At 67.0% G+C, this 15,482-nt stretch carries 13 protein-coding genes and 1 tRNA gene; 12 read left to right on the top strand and 2 right to left on the bottom strand.

Annotation, left to right across the window (positions count from 1 at the left end):
- From Y705_RS23250 to Y705_RS0112595, 9 genes are all read left to right on the top strand, one after another.
- The coding region (locus Y705_RS23250; protein WP_253908609.1) for a prephenate dehydrogenase at window positions 1-651 on the top strand (651 nt) is incomplete at its 5' end.
- Entirely contained in the window at window positions 648-1,349 is a 702-nt protein-coding gene (gene cmk, locus Y705_RS0112630) for a (d)CMP kinase (protein WP_026533118.1), read from the top strand. The genes Y705_RS23250 and cmk, both read left to right, overlap by 4 nt.
- Window positions 1,350-1,445: 96 nt before the next feature.
- Window positions 1,446-2,993, top strand: a complete 1,548-nt coding sequence (gene der, locus Y705_RS0112625; protein ID WP_049822717.1) for a ribosome biogenesis GTPase Der — start codon at window positions 1,446-1,448, stop codon at window positions 2,991-2,993.
- Window positions 2,994-3,072: 79 nt separating this feature from the next.
- Window positions 3,073-3,146: transfer RNA gene (locus Y705_RS0112620), tRNA-Pro, on the top strand.
- 178 nt (window positions 3,147-3,324) lie between these two features.
- Window positions 3,325-3,711, top strand: a complete 387-nt coding sequence (gene gcvH / locus Y705_RS0112615; protein WP_026533116.1) for a glycine cleavage system protein GcvH — start codon at window positions 3,325-3,327, stop codon at window positions 3,709-3,711.
- A gap of 81 nt (window positions 3,712-3,792) precedes the next feature.
- Window positions 3,793-4,287, top strand: a complete 495-nt coding sequence (locus Y705_RS0112610; protein WP_026533115.1) for an FHA domain-containing protein — start codon at window positions 3,793-3,795, stop codon at window positions 4,285-4,287.
- Between the two features lie 8 nt (window positions 4,288-4,295).
- Window positions 4,296-5,045: a transcriptional regulator FtsR gene (ftsR, locus tag Y705_RS0112605; RefSeq protein WP_026533114.1), complete on the top strand. Its 750-nt coding sequence runs from the start codon at window positions 4,296-4,298 to the stop codon at window positions 5,043-5,045.
- 10 nt (window positions 5,046-5,055) lie between these two features.
- Window positions 5,056-5,568 (top strand): bifunctional nuclease family protein, encoded by a 513-nt coding sequence (locus Y705_RS0112600; protein ID WP_026533113.1) that lies wholly within the window; start codon window positions 5,056-5,058, stop codon window positions 5,566-5,568.
- Window positions 5,569-5,796: 228 nt separating this feature from the next.
- Window positions 5,797-6,393 (top strand): MerR family transcriptional regulator, encoded by a 597-nt coding sequence (locus tag Y705_RS0112595; RefSeq protein ID WP_026533112.1) that lies wholly within the window; start codon window positions 5,797-5,799, stop codon window positions 6,391-6,393.
- 141 nt (window positions 6,394-6,534) lie between these two features.
- On the opposite strand, the gene Y705_RS0112590 is transcribed toward Y705_RS0112595, so the two are convergent.
- A complete protein-coding gene (locus Y705_RS0112590; RefSeq protein ID WP_026533111.1) occupies window positions 6,535-7,362 on the bottom strand; it encodes a ParA family protein in 828 nt (275 codons plus the stop codon).
- Window positions 7,363-7,580: 218 nt separating this feature from the next.
- Here Y705_RS0112590 and Y705_RS0112585 point away from each other — a divergent pair, with 218 nt between their 5' ends.
- Together Y705_RS0112585 and Y705_RS0112580 are read left to right on the top strand one after the other, a co-directional pair.
- Window positions 7,581-11,009, top strand: coding sequence for a pyruvate carboxylase (locus Y705_RS0112585; RefSeq protein WP_026533110.1), 3,429 nt, complete (start codon window positions 7,581-7,583; stop codon window positions 11,007-11,009).
- On the top strand, window positions 11,006-12,409 hold the full coding sequence (locus tag Y705_RS0112580) for a mycothione reductase (RefSeq protein WP_026533109.1): 1,404 nt from the start codon (window positions 11,006-11,008) through the stop codon (window positions 12,407-12,409). Before Y705_RS0112585 ends, Y705_RS0112580 begins: the two co-directional genes overlap by 4 nt.
- Before the next feature lie 34 nt (window positions 12,410-12,443).
- Here Y705_RS0112580 and Y705_RS0112575 read toward each other — a convergent pair whose 3' ends face one another.
- The gene (locus Y705_RS0112575) at window positions 12,444-14,252 is read right to left on the bottom strand and encodes an AMP-dependent synthetase/ligase (RefSeq protein WP_026533108.1); all 1,809 of its coding nucleotides are present in this window, start codon (window positions 14,250-14,252) and stop codon (window positions 12,444-12,446) included.
- Between the two features lie 142 nt (window positions 14,253-14,394).
- Here Y705_RS0112575 and Y705_RS0112570 point away from each other — a divergent pair, with 142 nt between their 5' ends.
- Window positions 14,395-15,480, top strand: coding sequence for an ROK family protein (locus tag Y705_RS0112570; RefSeq protein WP_026533107.1), 1,086 nt, complete (start codon window positions 14,395-14,397; stop codon window positions 15,478-15,480).
- Window positions 15,481-15,482: the final 2 nt, after the last annotated feature.

Below are 15,482 nucleotides of genomic sequence, written 5' to 3'. Positions count from 1 at the left end.
GAACAGAGCTCATCCGCCGCGGTGCGCTGCGCCGAAGCGCTGGCCGTGGACCTCGGGGCGATCCCGGCGCGCATGAGCGTGGATGACCACGACCAGGCCGTCGCCCTCATCTCGCACCTGCCGCAGGTGGTGTCCTCCCTCGTGGCGAGCCGCCTGCAGGAGACTCCGGCGAACGCGCTGTCGCTCGCCGGCAACGGGCTCCGGGACGTCACACGCATCGCCGCAAGCGATCCAGGCCTATGGGTGCAGATCCTCACCGCGAACGCCGAGCGCCTGGTGCACATCCTGTACGGGGTGCGCGAGGACCTGAACCGCCTGATCGGGACCCTCGAGAACCCCGTCGCCGACGGCGCGCGACTCGACATGGCCCAGTTGATGTCCGAGGGGAATGCCGGCCAGGCGCGGATCCCGGGCAAACACGGCACGCCCCCGGGCTCGTTCGCCCGGTTGACGGTGCTCGTGGATGACACGCCCGGGCAGATCGCCCGGCTGCTGACCGAGATCGGTGACACCGGCATCAACCTCGAGGACCTGCGGCTTGAACACTCACCAGGACGCCAGCTGGGGATGGCCGAGATCTCGGTCCTGCCGGGAAAGCGGCAGACATTGACGGAGTCCCTTACGCAGCGGGGCTGGAAGGTGATCCAGTGAACGAGACCCGTCCCCTTTCCCGCTTCCGGCTCGGCAAATCCCTCGTGGTGGCCATCGACGGGCCGTCGGGCTCGGGCAAGTCGAGTGTCAGCAGGGAAGTTGCCAGGCGCCTGCACGCCGCCTACCTCGACACCGGCGCCATGTACCGCGCGGTCACCCTGCACTGCCTGGCCAAGGGCGTGGACCTGCAGGACGCCGTGTCGGTCGAGCAGGCCGCCCGCAGCGTCGACCTGTTCATCAGCACGGATCCGAACCGCGAATCGGTCACCGTGACGGGCGAGGACGTCACGGAGGCCATTCGGGAGCCCTCCGTCTCGTCCGCTGTCAGCGCCGTTGCGACGACCATGGGTGCAAGGAGTGAACTGATCCGCCGCCAGCGCGCCCTGATCGCCGGGGCCGGGCACCGCATCGTTGCGGAGGGACGCGACATCACCACCGTCGTCGCCCCCGATGCCGAGGTGCGAATCCTCCTGACGGCAAGCGAGGAGGCCCGCCTCCGCCGGCGCGGCGACCAGCTGGGCGGTTCACAGAGCGAGGGCCAGCTCAAGCAGCAGGTACTCGAGCGGGACGCCCGCGATTCCACTGTGGTCAACTTCCGGCAGGCCGCAGACGGAGTGGTCACCGTCGACTCCTCGGCGCTCGATTTCGAGCAGACCGTGTCCGCAGTTCTCGACGTCGTGCGCGCCGTCGCCCACTAGGCGCCGGACGGCCGATGCCCCGAAACCCTCACTCGAGACGATCGGAGCACCAGCCAGGCGCCGCCCACCAGCCACGTACTAACGAAGGAATGCATTATGAGCGGAATTCTTCCGCCCCTGGATCCCAACGGATCCGACGAGGAATTCGAGCCCGCGGGCGAGGATCGGATAGCCGAGCGGCTTGAGGTCCTCGACGACGCCGAGGCCGAGGTCCGCGCCGCTTCGCTGCGCGCCGGGCTCGAGGACTATGAGCTCGACGACGAGGACGCTGCGCTTCTTGCGCGTCAGGATGAAAACTACGACGACGACGCCGAGCACCGGCTGAACCCAGTCCTCGCCATCGTCGGACGCCCGAACGTCGGCAAATCGACCCTGGTCAACCGGATCCTCGGCCGCCGGGAGGCAGTCGTCGAGGATACCCCCGGTGTCACGCGTGACCGGGTGTCCTACCCCGCACAGTGGACCGGCCACAACTTCACGCTCGTGGATACCGGCGGGTGGGAACAGGATGCGAAGGGCATCAACCGGCGGGTCGCCGACCAGGCCGAGATCGCCGTGGACATGGCCGACGCCGTGCTGCTGGTGGTCGACGCCACCGTCGGTGCCACAGCGACCGACGAGGCAGTGGTGCGGATGCTCCGGCGCAAGAAGAAGCCGGTCATCCTCGTGGCCAATAAGGTGGACGACATCCAGAACGAGGCGGACGCCGCGTTCCTGTGGGGCCTCGGCTTCGGCCAGCCCTGGCCGGTCTCGGCACTGCACGGCCGCGGAACCGCCGACATGCTGGACAAAGTGGTGGAGACCCTCCCCGAGTTCTCCGAGCACGGCGGCATCGAGCGGTCCGGCGGACCCCGCCGCGTGGCGTTGATCGGGCGGCCCAACGTCGGCAAGTCATCGCTGCTGAACAAGCTCGCCGGGACCGACCGCGTGGTCGTCGATCCGCTGGCCGGCACCACCCGCGATCCCGTGGACGAGATGCTCGAACTAGGCGGGCGCACCTGGCGCTTCGTCGATACTGCGGGCATTCGCCGGCGCGTGCACATGCAGCAGGGCGCCGACTACTACGCCTCCCTCCGGACGCAGTCCGCCCTCGAGAAGGCGGAAGTCGCCGTCGTGCTCCTCGCCGTCGACGAGGTGCTGAGCGAGCAGGACGTCCGGATCCTCAATATGGCGATCGAGTCGGGCCGCTCGATCGTGCTGGCCTTCAACAAGTGGGACCTGCTCGACGACGAGCGCAGGCGTTACCTCGAGCGTGAGATCGAGAAGGACCTCGCCCACGTGGACTGGGCGCCGCGCGTCAATATCTCGGCGTTGACCGGCTGGCACAAGGACCGCCTGGTGCCGGCACTCGACGTCGCACTCGAGTCCTGGGACCGCCGGATTCCCACGGGCCGGTTCAACGCCTTCCTGGGGGAACTGGTGGCGGCTCATCCGCACCCCGTCCGGGGAGGCAAGCAGCCGCGGATCCTCTTCGGCACGCAGGCCTCGAGCCGCCCGCCGAAGTTCGTCCTCTTCACCACGGGCTTCCTCGATCCCGGTTACCGCCGCTTCATTACGCGACGGTTACGGGAAACCTTCGGATTCGAGGGAACCCCGATCGAAGTCAGCATGCGCGTGAGGGAGAAGCGCAGCCGGAAGCGCTGACGGCAGGGTCCTCGTCCGGGAAAACCGGCCGTATGCTGTAGAGTTATCGAGGTGGTTTGACCGGTAAGGTTGAACTGTTCGGGATGTGGCGCAGCTTGGTAGCGCACTTGACTGGGGGTCAAGGGGTCGCAGGTTCAAATCCTGTCATCCCGACGGATGGAACAGCAGTCCAAGGTCCGTTTTCACCTGTTGCAGGCAGCAGGCGAAGGCGGGCCTTCTCTGTGTCCGCTTGTCATTGAACGGGGCCGAACCATGCCTATACTCGATCCATACCGGACCGGGTGCAGTCGCCCTATGGTCCTCACCCGGCATCACCAACCGAAAGGCGATCATGAGCAACATTCCCGAAGGTCTCCACTACACGGCCGAGCACGAGTGGATCAGCGAGCCGGATGCCGCCGGCGTGGTGCGCGTCGGTATCACCGATTTCGCGCAGGACGCGTTGGGTGACGTCGTCTACGTCCAGTTGCCGGACGCCGGTTCCACGGTGAGCGGCGCCGACGTCGTGGGCGAGGTCGAGTCGACCAAGAGCGTCAGCGATGTCTATGCTCCGGTTTCAGGTGAAGTGGTGTCACGCAACGAGGCCCTGGACAACGATCCGTCGCTCATCAACACCGACCCGTACGGCGAGGGCTGGCTCCTCGAAATTCGCGTCGAAAGTGCCGCAGTGATGGAGGAATTGTTGAGTTCTTCGGAATACTCGCAGCAGGTAGGCTAGGGCTACCGGCTCTGGCAGTTTCCGCTACCCGGGATGGCCAGGCCACAGATCTCAGGACACGTAGGGTGGGGAGGAAAACCAATGGTTGGCGACAACACCGCAGCCGCGAACGGAGGGGAACCGCAGATGGAATCTTCGGAGACCACGACCATCGGTCTGCCCCCGCAGATCGAGACCACCGAGATCGAGCGGAACCTCACCCGTGAGGAACAGGGCTCTGTTGCGGCTCTTCCTGCGGGATCCGCGTTGCTGATCGCGCACTCCGGTCCCAACGCAGGCGCCCGATTCCTCCTCGACGAGGACGTGACGAAAGCCGGCCGCCACCCGAATGCGGATATCTTCCTCGACGATGTCACTGTGTCCCGTCAGCACGCCGAGTTCCGCCGCACCGAAACGGGCTTCCTGGTGGTCGACACCCGGAGCCTGAACGGCACCTACGTCAACAACGACCGCGTGGACAGCATTGCGCTTCGCAATGGCAACGAGGTGCGGATCGGAAAGTTCCGCCTCACCTTCTACGCGGCACGCACGGGCGCCGCCGGCCAGCCCCCGACGCAGCACACCGCGCAGGCGTAGTCCGCTTCATGCCTTCAACTCCTTCCAGCCGGCGCAGCCTCGGTACGGTTCCGGCGCTCCCGGGCTCCGGCGTCCGCAACATCGGCGAGGTCCTGCGTGAGCTCGCCGAGGATTATCCCCAGGTCACCGCCTCGAAGATCCGATTCCTCGAGGAAAAGGGCCTGATCACCCCGCAGCGGACCCGCGCGGGCTACCGCAAGTACGCGGCGCACGACGTCGAACGCCTCCGCTTCGTCCTGGCGCTGCAGCGGGACCAGTACCTTCCCCTGAAAGTCATCAAGGACTATGTCGATGCCATCGACAGGGGGGAGCGGCCCGAATCACTGCCCGGCGGGATGAGCCTCTCGCCGCGTATGGTGTCCGATCAGCTCGCCCGCGAGCTGAGTTCCCATGCGCGAAGCCTGACCGCCGAGACGCTTGCCGCGGAAGCCGGTGCAACTCCTCGGCTCATGGCGGACCTCGTGAACTTCGGGTTGATAGCGCCCGCTGACGGCCGCTTCGACGAACATGCCCTCAAGATCACGAAGGCCTGCGTCCAACTCGAGAGCCACGGCATCGAACCCCGGCATCTGCGCCCCTTCCGCGCCGCGGCCGACCGCGAGTTGGGCCTCGTGGAGCGGGTGATCGCTCCCGAAGCGTCCCGCCGCGACGTTGCTTCCAAAGCCCGCGCTGCCGAGACCGCGCGTGAGATCAGCGAACTGTGCCTCGGCCTCCACAGCGCCCTCGTCTACAGCCACATCTCCAGGCTGGACAGTTAGGCGCCCTGCGATGATCGAAGTGGAAGTCGTCGGGGTGAGGATCGAGTTGCCCTCGAACCAGCCCCTCGTGCTGCTCAAGGAAGTCTCGGGGCCGAAGCACCTTCCCATCTGGATCGGCGCGCCGGAAGCGAGCGCCATAGCCTTCGTACAGCAGGGCATCGTCCCACCACGCCCCATGACCCACGACCTGCTGGTCGACGTCGTGGCTGCTGCGGGACGAGGCATCACCGAGGTGCGCATCACCTCGGTGGAGGACACGGTCTATCACGCCGAACTGGTGCTCGACGACGGCACGACCGTCGAATCGCGGGCCTCCGACGCACTGGCGGTCGCCCTGCGCGTGCCGTGTCCCATCTTCTGCGCGGACGAGGTATTGCTTGCGGCCGGGGTCGAGATCGCCGAGGCGGAGGATGACGGCGAAGCCGGTGATGCCTCCGATGAGAAGCAGGAAACCGCCGAGAAGGAACTCCGCCAGTTCCGGGAATTCCTCGCCGATGTCGAACCCGAGGACTTCGAGAGCTGATCCTCCGGACGCGGGTTGAGGCCCGCTCCGACTCCCCATCCGGCCTAAGCTTCCGCCGACACGGGAATTCTATAGGGGCCGGGTCTTTGACCTTCGAACCGCAGCGATCTAACGTCGAAGAACAGTTCCCATTGCACCGAAGCCCGAGCCGGGGCAGACTTGAGTTCAATCCCGGGCCCGCAGGCTTTTCAAGCTACATTCCCGGGAACCCCAATGAGGAGGCAGCGCGTGAGTCCGAAGGGTGATGCCGGCGAGCTTGCGGGCCAGGCAGCTGCGGGTTCCGCGCTACCTGCAAGTGCCCAGGGCTTACTGTTCACCGAGGACCTCCCGGTCCTCGACGAGGACGCCGGCTACCGCGGCCCCATCGCCTGCAAGGCCGCGGGGATCACCTACCGCCAGCTCGACTACTGGGCCCGGACAGGGCTCGTCGAGCCTGCCGTGCGGGGAGCCACGGGCTCCGGCACGCACCGTCTTTATGGATTCCGCGACATCCTGGTGCTGAAAGTCGTGAAGCGCCTGCTCGACACCGGTGTTTCACTCCAGCAGATCCGCAGTGCCGTGGAGCACCTTCGGGAGCGCGGGGTCGAGGATCTCGCCCAGATCACCCTGATGAGCGACGGCGCCAGCGTGTACGAGTGCACTTCCGCCGACGAGGTCATCGACCTCGTGCAGGGCGGCCAGGGCGTGTTCGGCATCGCCGTAGGGCGGGTCTGGCGCGAAGTCGAAGGCACCCTTGCGGCACTTCCCAGCGAGCACGCGCCCGGGCAGGGCTTCCCGGGCGACGAGCTGAGCAAGCGCCGCACCACGGCACGCCGCATCAGCTGACGTCCGGTCAGGCGTCCGGCTACGAGTCGGCATGCGCCAGCAGGAAACGCTCGGGAAACCCTCTGGAAAGCGAGAAATGCCCCGGATCGACCGTCGATCCGGGGCATCTCTCGTTTCGCGGGCGTTCAGCCGGTTCGAGGCTTACCGGCGCGACGCGCGGCTCCGGAGGCGGCCCGAATCGAACAGGTTTCCCAGGAGCTCGTCGAAGTACCCCGATGCTTGCCGCGCCGAGTCCCCGGGCCAGGAATGCACCGAGTGGGCGGCACCCTGGATCTGCTGCCAGTTCGCCTGCTCCGGAATCGTCGGACTGAGCAGGAGGTCCCCGAACATCCGCTTCATCTCCCTCAGCCGGAAGGCGTGCTCGTTGGATGCCGGCCGCACCCGGTTCGCCACGATTCCCGCCGTCCTGAGGTTCGGCGCGAACTCCGAACGGAAAAGCTCGAGGGCGCGCATGGCCCGTTCGGTTCCGGCTACGGAGAACAGCGCCGGCTCGGCCACCAGGAGCACCTGGACACTGGCAGTCCAGGCCATGCGGGTGAGCCCGTTGAGCGAGGGCGGGCAATCGATGAGGACCAGGCTGTACCGATCGACCCGCGACAACAGCGTCGAGAGTCTTCTGAGGTCACGCGCGCCGAGGTCCGGCCGGTCATAACTTGCCGAAGTACCGGAACCGACGACCACGTCCAGCGCCGGTATCCTGCCCGCAGGGCCCGGCCGGCCGGCCGTCGCAGTCCAACCGCTCGGAACCGTGTGGGCGGCAAGGTCCCCGCGGCGTGAGTCCTTCAACAGCCGCCCGATGTCCAGTTGGCCGCCTCGTTCAGCGCCCAGCCCCCGGGTGGCATCCGCATGGGGATCGAGGTCGACCACGAGCGTCGGAATTCCCGCAGCATGAGCCGCCGATGCAAGCCCCAGGGTGACCGAGGTCTTCCCGACTCCGCCTTTGAGGCTGCTGATACTGACAACTTGCACGCGAGATACCCATTCCTAACCTGGTGTCCTGCGGCAGGTGTGCAGCAGGTGAGCAAAAATCCCTCGACCATTCTAAAGGGACGAGCCGAGGCTCCGGACCGTCCCCGCCCGCCATTACGTGTCGCTACGGGGAGATGAACTTCCCCCAGGAACCGAACTGTAGGATCGGAGGAACTTCCCAGCAAGCCGCAACCGACCCGCAAGGACGCAGGAGAGCGATGTTTTCGAAGATTCTGGTAGCTAATCGTGGTGAGATTGCCATTCGTGCGTTTCGTGCCGGTCATGAGGCGGGGTCCAAGACGGTGGCGGTGTTTCCGTTTGAGGACCGTAATTCGATTCACCGGCAGAAGGCTGATGAGGCGTATCTGATCGGGGTGGAGGGTCATCCGGTGAGGGCGTATCTGGATATCGAGGAGATCGTGCGGGTCGCGAGGGAGTCGGGGTGTGATGCAATCTACCCGGGCTATGGTTTCCTGTCGGAGAATCCGGGGTTGGCGCGGGCTGCGACGGAGGCGGGGATCACGTTTGTGGGCCCGCCGGCGGATGTGCTGGAACTCGCCGGGAACAAGGTCAAGGCGTTGGATGCGGCGCGGGCTGCGGGTATTCCGGTGCTTGCGTCCTCGCGGCCGAGCGCGGATGTGGCGGAGTTGATTGCGGCGGCGGAGGAGATCGGGTTCCCGGTGTTCGCCAAAGCCGTGGCCGGCGGTGGGGGTCGGGGGATGCGCCGGGTCGATTCGCGGGAGGCGTTGCCGGAGGCGTTGGAGGCGGCGATGCGTGAGGCGGAGTCGGCGTTCGGGGATCCGACGATGTTCCTGGAGCAGGCGGTGTTGCGGCCGCGTCATATCGAGGTGCAGATCCTGGCGGACGCGGCCGGGAATGTGATGCATTTGTTCGAGCGGGATTGTTCGTTGCAGCGCCGGCATCAGAAGGTCATCGAGATCGCCCCGGCCCCGAACCTGGATGAGGGGATCCGGCAGGCGTTGCACCGGGACGCGGTGAAGTTCGCGACGGCCCTGGGGTATGTGAATGCCGGGACGGTGGAGTTCCTGGTGGACACGGTGGGGGAGCGTGCCGGGGAGCATGTGTTCATTGAGATGAATCCGCGTATCCAGGTGGAGCACACGGTCACGGAGGAAGTCACCGATGTGGATCTGGTGCAGGCGCAGTTGCGGATCGCCGCGGGTGAAACCCTTTCGGATCTGGGGTTGTCGCAGGACACGGTGTATCTGCGGGGCGCGGCGTTGCAGTCCCGGATCACCACGGAGGATCCCGCGAACGGGTTCCGGCCCGATGTGGGCAGGATCAGCGCGTACCGCTCCGCGGGTGGTGCCGGGGTCAGGTTGGATGGTGGGACGGTGTATGCGGGGGCGGAGATCAGTCCGCATTTCGATTCGTTGCTGGTGAAGCTCACCTGCCGGGGCCGGGATTACGCCTCGGCGGTGACCCGGGCCCGGCGTGCGTTGGCGGAGTTCCGGGTCCGCGGGGTTTCGACGAACATCAGCTTCTTGCAGGCGGTGTTGGATGATCCTGATTTCATTGCCGGGAACGTCGCGACGTCCTTCATCGATGAGCGCCCCGAGCTCCTGACGGCCCGGATCCCGGCGGACCGGGGCACGAAGCTGTTGACGTGGTTGGCGGAGGTGACGGTCAACAAGCCGCACGGGGAGCGTCCGGTGCATCTGGATCCGCAGGAGAAACTCCCCCGCATCCCCGAGGAGGACCGGGATGCCGATCGGAACGTACCGTTGCCGGCGGGTTCGCGGCAGCGGTTGCTGGAACTCGGGCCGGAGGGTTTCGCGGCGGAGTTGCGGGCCCAGGTGGCGGTCGCGGTGACGGATACGACGTTCCGGGATGCGCATCAGTCGCTGCTGGCTACCCGGGTGCGGACCCGGGACCTGGCCGCGGCCGGCGGCCCGGTGTCGCGGTTGACCCCGGAATTGTTCTCGGTCGAGGCCTGGGGCGGGGCGACCTATGATGTGGGGTTGCGGTTCCTGGGGGAGGATCCGTGGGATCGGTTGGATGCGCTGCGCCGGGAGATCCCGAACATCTGTTTGCAGATGTTGCTGCGCGGGCGCAATACGGTGGGCTATACGCCCTACCCGGAAGCCGTCACCACGGCGTTCGTGGCCGAGGCGGCGGCCTCGGGGATCGATATCTTCCGGATCTTCGATGCCCTCAACGACGTCTCGCAGATGGAGCCGGCGATCCGTGCGGTGCGGGCGACCGGGACCGCCGTCGCGGAAGTCGCGCTGTGCTACACGGCGGACATGCTCGACCCGGCGGAGACTCTTTACACTCTGGAGTACTATCTCGACCTCGCGCAGCGGATGGTGGATGCGGGGGCGCATATCCTGGCGATCAAGGACATGGCCGGTCTGCTGCGTCCCGCCGCGGCGGCGAAGCTCGTGGCCGCGTTGCGGGATCGCTTCGAGGTGCCCGTGCACCTGCACACGCATGACACCGCCGGGGGTCAGCTCGCGACCCTGCTGGCCGCCATCGAGGCCGGGGTGGACGCCGTGGATGTGGCCAGCGCGCCGCTGGCCGGGACCACGAGCCAGCCCTCGGCCTCGGCCCTGGTCGCGGCCCTGGCCCACACGCCCAGGGATACCGGGCTGGACCTGGAAGGGGTATGCGCGCTGGAGCCCTACTGGGAAGCGGTCCGGCGGATCTACTCACCGTTCGAATCCGGGCTGCCCGGACCTACCGGGCGGGTCTACCGGCACGAAATCCCCGGCGGGCAGCTCTCCAATTTGAAGCAGCAGGCCATCGCGCTGGGGCTCGGGGAACGCTTCGAGGCGATCGAGGACATGTACACCGCCGCCGATAAGATCCTCGGGCGCCTGGTGAAAGTCACCCCCTCCTCCAAGGTCGTGGGAGACCTCGCCCTGCAGCTCGTGGGCGCGAACGCGGACCCGGCCGACTTCGAGGCGAACCCGCAGAACTATGACATCCCGGATTCGGTGATCGGGTTCCTCAACGGTGACCTCGGCGACCCGCCCGGCGGCTGGCCCGAACCCTTCCGGACCAAAGCCCTTACTGGCCGCACCGTCAAACCCCGCGATGCAGCCCTGGACCCGGAGGATGAACAACGCCTCGCCGGCGACTCGGCGGAGCGCCGGAGAACCCTGAACCGGCTCCTCTTCGCCGGCCCAGCGAAGGACTACGCGGCCGTCCGGGACACCTACGGGGACGTCTCGGTCCTGGGCACCGCGGATTACCTCTACGGCCTGCAGCAGGGCTCAGAGCACATCATCGAACTCGAGAAAGGCGTCCGGCTCATCGCCCGCCTCGAAGCCGTGTCCGACCCGGACGAGAAAGGCATGCGCACCGTGATGTGCGTGCTGAACGGACAAATGCGCCCCGTGAGCGTCCGGGACCGCAGCATCGAAAGCGACGTCAAAGCCGCCGAGAAAGCCGACCCCAGCAAACCCGGCCACATCGCCGCGCCCTTCGCCGGAGCCGTCACCATCACCGTTCAAGAAGGCGCCACCGTGAAGGCCGGAGACACCGTCGCCACCATCGAAGCCATGAAAATGGAAGCCAACATCACCACCCCCATCACCGGCACCATCAAACGCACCACCGCCGGTGCAGCCCAAGCCCAGGGAGGCGACCTCCTCCTCGAGGTGACACCGGAGGGGGCGTGACGCACTACGACCTCGCCATCATCGGCTCGGGCTCCGGAAATACCCTGATCACCCCGGAGTGGGATGACCACCGGATCGCCCTGATCGACGGCGGGACCTTCGGCGGGACCTGCCTGAACGTCGGCTGCATCCCGACGAAAATGTACGTCTACCCCGCGGGCCTTGCCACTGCTCCGCGCGAATCATCGCGGCTGGGCGTGGACCTCACTTTCGAGGGCGCGCGGTGGCCCGACATCCGCGACCGCATCTTCACCCGTATCGACGCGATCTCCACCGGGGGACGCAAGTATCGGGCCGAGGACCTGGAAAACGTCACCCTGTTCGAGGAGTACTTCCGCCTGACCGGTGAGAAATCGCTCGTGTCGGCAACAGGGCAGGAGGTCACTGCCGACCAGGTGGTGATCGCGGCAGGATCACGTGCAGTGCTGCCCGATATAGCGGGCATCACGCTTCCGCAGGTCCACACCTCCGACACCGTGATGCGGCTGGCGACGCAGCCTGCACGTCTGCTGATCATCGGCGGCGGCTATATCGCAGCGGAATTCGCCCATGTCTTCGGAGCCCTCGGGACGGAGGTGACGATGGTGGCCCGTTCCGGTGCGCTGCTCACCGCCCTCGACGAGACAGTGTCGGAGCGGTTCACCGAGGAAGCGGGTAAACAGTGGCAGGTTCGCCTGAACTCCACCGTCGCCTCGCTGACGGAGAACCGCGACGGCTCGGTGCATGCGCTGGTGTCGGGTCCGCAGGGGCCCGAGGCATACGACGTCGATGCGGTGCTCGTCGCCACGGGCAGGGTCGCCAATACGGACAGGCTCGGGGCATCGGAGGCGGGATTCGATCTGTCGACCAACGGCAGCCTGCACGTCGACGGCCACCAGCGGGTGCTCAGTGGCGGGCGCCCGGTGGAGGGAGTCTGGGCGTTGGGGGATGTCAGTAGTGCACACCAGCTCAAGCACGTGGCCAACCATGAGGCGCGGGTGGTGTCGCACAACCTGCTCCACCCGCAGGACCTGCGCCTGAGCAACCACCAGTACGTACCAGCAGCGGTGTTCACGCACCCGCAGCTCGCCGCCGTCGGGATGACCGAGGAGGAAGCGCTTCGGCATGCCGAGTCGACCGGCGGCGAGGTTGTCACCGCCGTTCAGCAGTACGGCTCCACCGCCTACGGGTGGGCGATGGAGGACACCACCGGTTTCGTGAAGCTGATCGCCGAACGGGGCAGCGGCAGGCTGCTCGGCGCCCACATCCTGGGGCACGAAGCGTCGATGATCATCCAGCCCCTCATCCAGGCGATGTCGTTCGGACTGAGCGCCCATGACATGGCGAGGGGGCAGTACTGGATCCACCCGGCGCTGACCGAGGTGGTCGAGAACGCCCTGCTGTCCCTGGGGACCGGCTGACCGGCCGGCGGGAATTCCGCAGGCCGGTCAGCGGTCAGACCTTGCTCGGAGAGTAGATTCCCTCGATCACGCCGGAGTAGTCCTTCAGCACCTGGGCCCGCTTGATCTTGAGTGAGGGAGTGAGGTGGCCGCTGGTCTCGGTGAAATCCGTCGGGACGATCCGGAAGACCTTGACGGCCTCGGCCCGCGACACAGTCGTGTTGGCGCCGTCCACCAGCTCCTGGATCTCCGCCAGCACCACGGGGTGCTCAGCGGCCTCGGCCATGGTGGTGCCGGCCGGCAGCTGGTGGCGGTCCAGCCAGCCCGGCAGTGCTTCCTCGTCGAGGGTTATCAGTGCCGAGATGAACGGGCGCTGGTCACCGACGACCACGCACTGGGAGACGATCGCGTTGGCGCGGATGGTGTCCTCGAGCATCGCCGGCACCACGTTTTTCCCGCTGGCCGTGACGATGATCTCCTTCTTCCGGCCGGTGATGAACAGGAATCCGTCATCGTCGAGCTGCCCGATATCGCCAGTGCGGAACCACCCGTCGGCAAAGGCCTCAGCGGTCAGGTCCGGACGGTTGAAGTAGCCCTTCAGCACGCAGACCCCCTTGGCGAGGATCTCGCCGTCGTCGGCGATCCGCACGGCGTTGCCGGGCAGGGGCGCGCCGACGGAGCCGATCTTGATCCGCTTCGGGGTGTTCACGGTGATGGGGGCAGTGGTCTCCGTCAAGCCGTAGCCCTCGAGCACCATGAGCCCGATGCCGTGGAAGAAATGGCCCAGACGGTCGCCGAGGGGTGCCCCGCCGGAGACTGCATGCTGGACGCGTCCGCCCATGGCGGTGCGGATCTTGCCGTAGAGGAGGCGATCGAAGACGGCATGTTTGGCCTTGAGCATCAGGGGGACCCTGCCCGCCTGGTCGGCTTTCGACCACGCGATGGCGACGTCGGCTCCTGCATGGAAGATCTTGCCCTTGCCGCCGTCCTCGGCCTTCAGCATCGAGTTGTTGTACACCTTCTCGAACACCCGGGGTACGGCGAGGATGAAGGTCGGCTTGTAGCTCTGGAGATCGGGGAGCAGGTTCTTGACGTCCGACGTGTGCGCCACGGTGGCTCCCGCCGAGACGCACAGTACGGAGATGAACCGCGCGAAGACGTGCGCCAGGGGAAGGAACATGATGGTCTGCGCGCCTTCATGGGCAACTTCCGGTAACGCGGCGGCAGCATTGTCGGCGAGCTCGACGAAGTTCCCGTGCGTCAGCTCGCAACCCTTGGGCCGGCCCGTGGTGCCGGACGTGTAGATGACGGTGGCGACGTCGTCGAGCCCGGCCATCGCCCGGCGGGCAGCGATTGCCTGGTCCTCGACGCCCGCTCCCGCAGTGCGGAGGACATCGAGTCCGTTCCCGTCGAACTGCCACACGTGCTGCAGTGCACTGAGGTTCTCGGAGGCCGCTGCTTCCCGGACCACGTTCTCATGGCGTGCTGCTTCGACGAAAGCACCCACGGCACCGGAATCGCTGAGGATCCAGGCCACCTGGGCGGGGGATGACGTTTCGTACACGGGAACCGACACGGCCCCCGCGAACCAGATGGCGAAATCCGCGAGTGACCACTCGTACCGTGTGCGAGCCATGATGGCCACCCGGTCACCGGCGTTGACGCCCGACGCGATCAGGCCTTTGGCTACTGCCTCCACCTGGCTGCGGAACTCGGTGGCGCTGATGTCCTGCCACTGGCCGTCGCCGTCCGGAACGGAGAAAAGGGCGGGGTTGGACGGTTTTTCCGCCTGCCGCACCACGAGGTCCGTAGTGTTGCTGTTGCGGGGTACGTCCACCAGGACGGGAACGCTGATTTCGCGCACGATAGCTCCTTCGATATCACCAATGCCTGTGGGATTTCCCTAGCCTACTGGTTTTCGCGCATAAATTACCGTCCAGTAATGTACGAATCAGTAACGGTCACGCGGAACCCCGCAGGCCTTCCCGCAACGGAGGGGAAATCCGATGGCATCCCAGCAGCACAGGGGTCTCTTCCGCTCCCGCCGCGCCGACACCCCACCGATGCCCCCCTGGCACAGCCGCGCACCGTTCGCTGCGCACCGCCCGCGTGTGGGCCTTTCCTATCCGCCGCGGCGCGGTCTCGCCGTCGGTGTCGATATCGGCGGCACGAAGGTCGCGGCCGGCGTCGTCGACGTGTACGGGCGGACCCTCGCCGAGGCCACGCGCGCCACGCCCGGTCAGGACGCACGCGAGGTGGAACGGGTCATCGCCGAACTCGTGGGCGAACTGTCGCGCGACTTCCGCATCCGGTCCGTCGGAATCGGAGCGGCGGGCTGGATGGACCTGGCGAACGGGACAGTGCTCTTCAGTCCGCACCTCGCCTGGCGGAACGAGCCCCTGCGCCGCAACCTCGAGGTTCTGCTGCGGCGGCGGGTGACAGTGGTGAACGACGCCGACGCGGCGGCGTGGGCGGAGTGGCGCTTCGGTGCCGGGCGCGACGAGCCGCGCCTCGTGTGTGTCACCCTCGGAACCGGCATCGGTGGCGCCATGATCCTGGACGGCAGGGTGGAGCGGGGCCGGTACGGCGTTGCCGGCGAGTTCGGGCACCAGATCCTCGTGCCGCAGGGCCACCGGTGCGAGTGCGGAAACCGCGGGTGCTGGGAACAGTACGCGTCGGGCAACGCACTCGGCCGCGAGGCACGGGAGCTCGCCGCAGCCAATTCCCCCGTGGCCCGGAACCTGCTCGACGCCGTGGACGGCGACGTCCCGGCGATCACGGGAGCCCTGGTCACCAGCCTCGCCCTGCGAGGCGACCAGGCATCGAGGGAGCTGGTCGACGACATCGGCCAGTGGCTCGGACTCGGCCTGGCGAACCTCGCGGCGGCGCTTGATCCTGGAACCTTCGTGATCGGCGGCGGCCTCAGTAGTGCCGGAGGGCTCCTGCTCGAACCCACGCGCCGGGCCTTCGCGCGGAACCTGACGGGCCGCGGTTTCCGGCCTGCTGCGCGCATCGACCTTGCTGCACTCGGGCCCGCTGCGGGACTCATCGGCGCCGCGGATCTCTCACGGCAGGTGATGCGCGGCGGCTGACG

Origin of the sequence: Arthrobacter sp. H41 (genome assembly GCF_000520535.1) — a bacterium.
Lineage (GTDB): Bacteria > Actinomycetota > Actinomycetes > Actinomycetales > Micrococcaceae > Arthrobacter_D.
The sequence above is the reverse complement of the archived record's forward strand: the minus strand, read 5'-3'. Positions and strand labels throughout refer to the sequence as shown.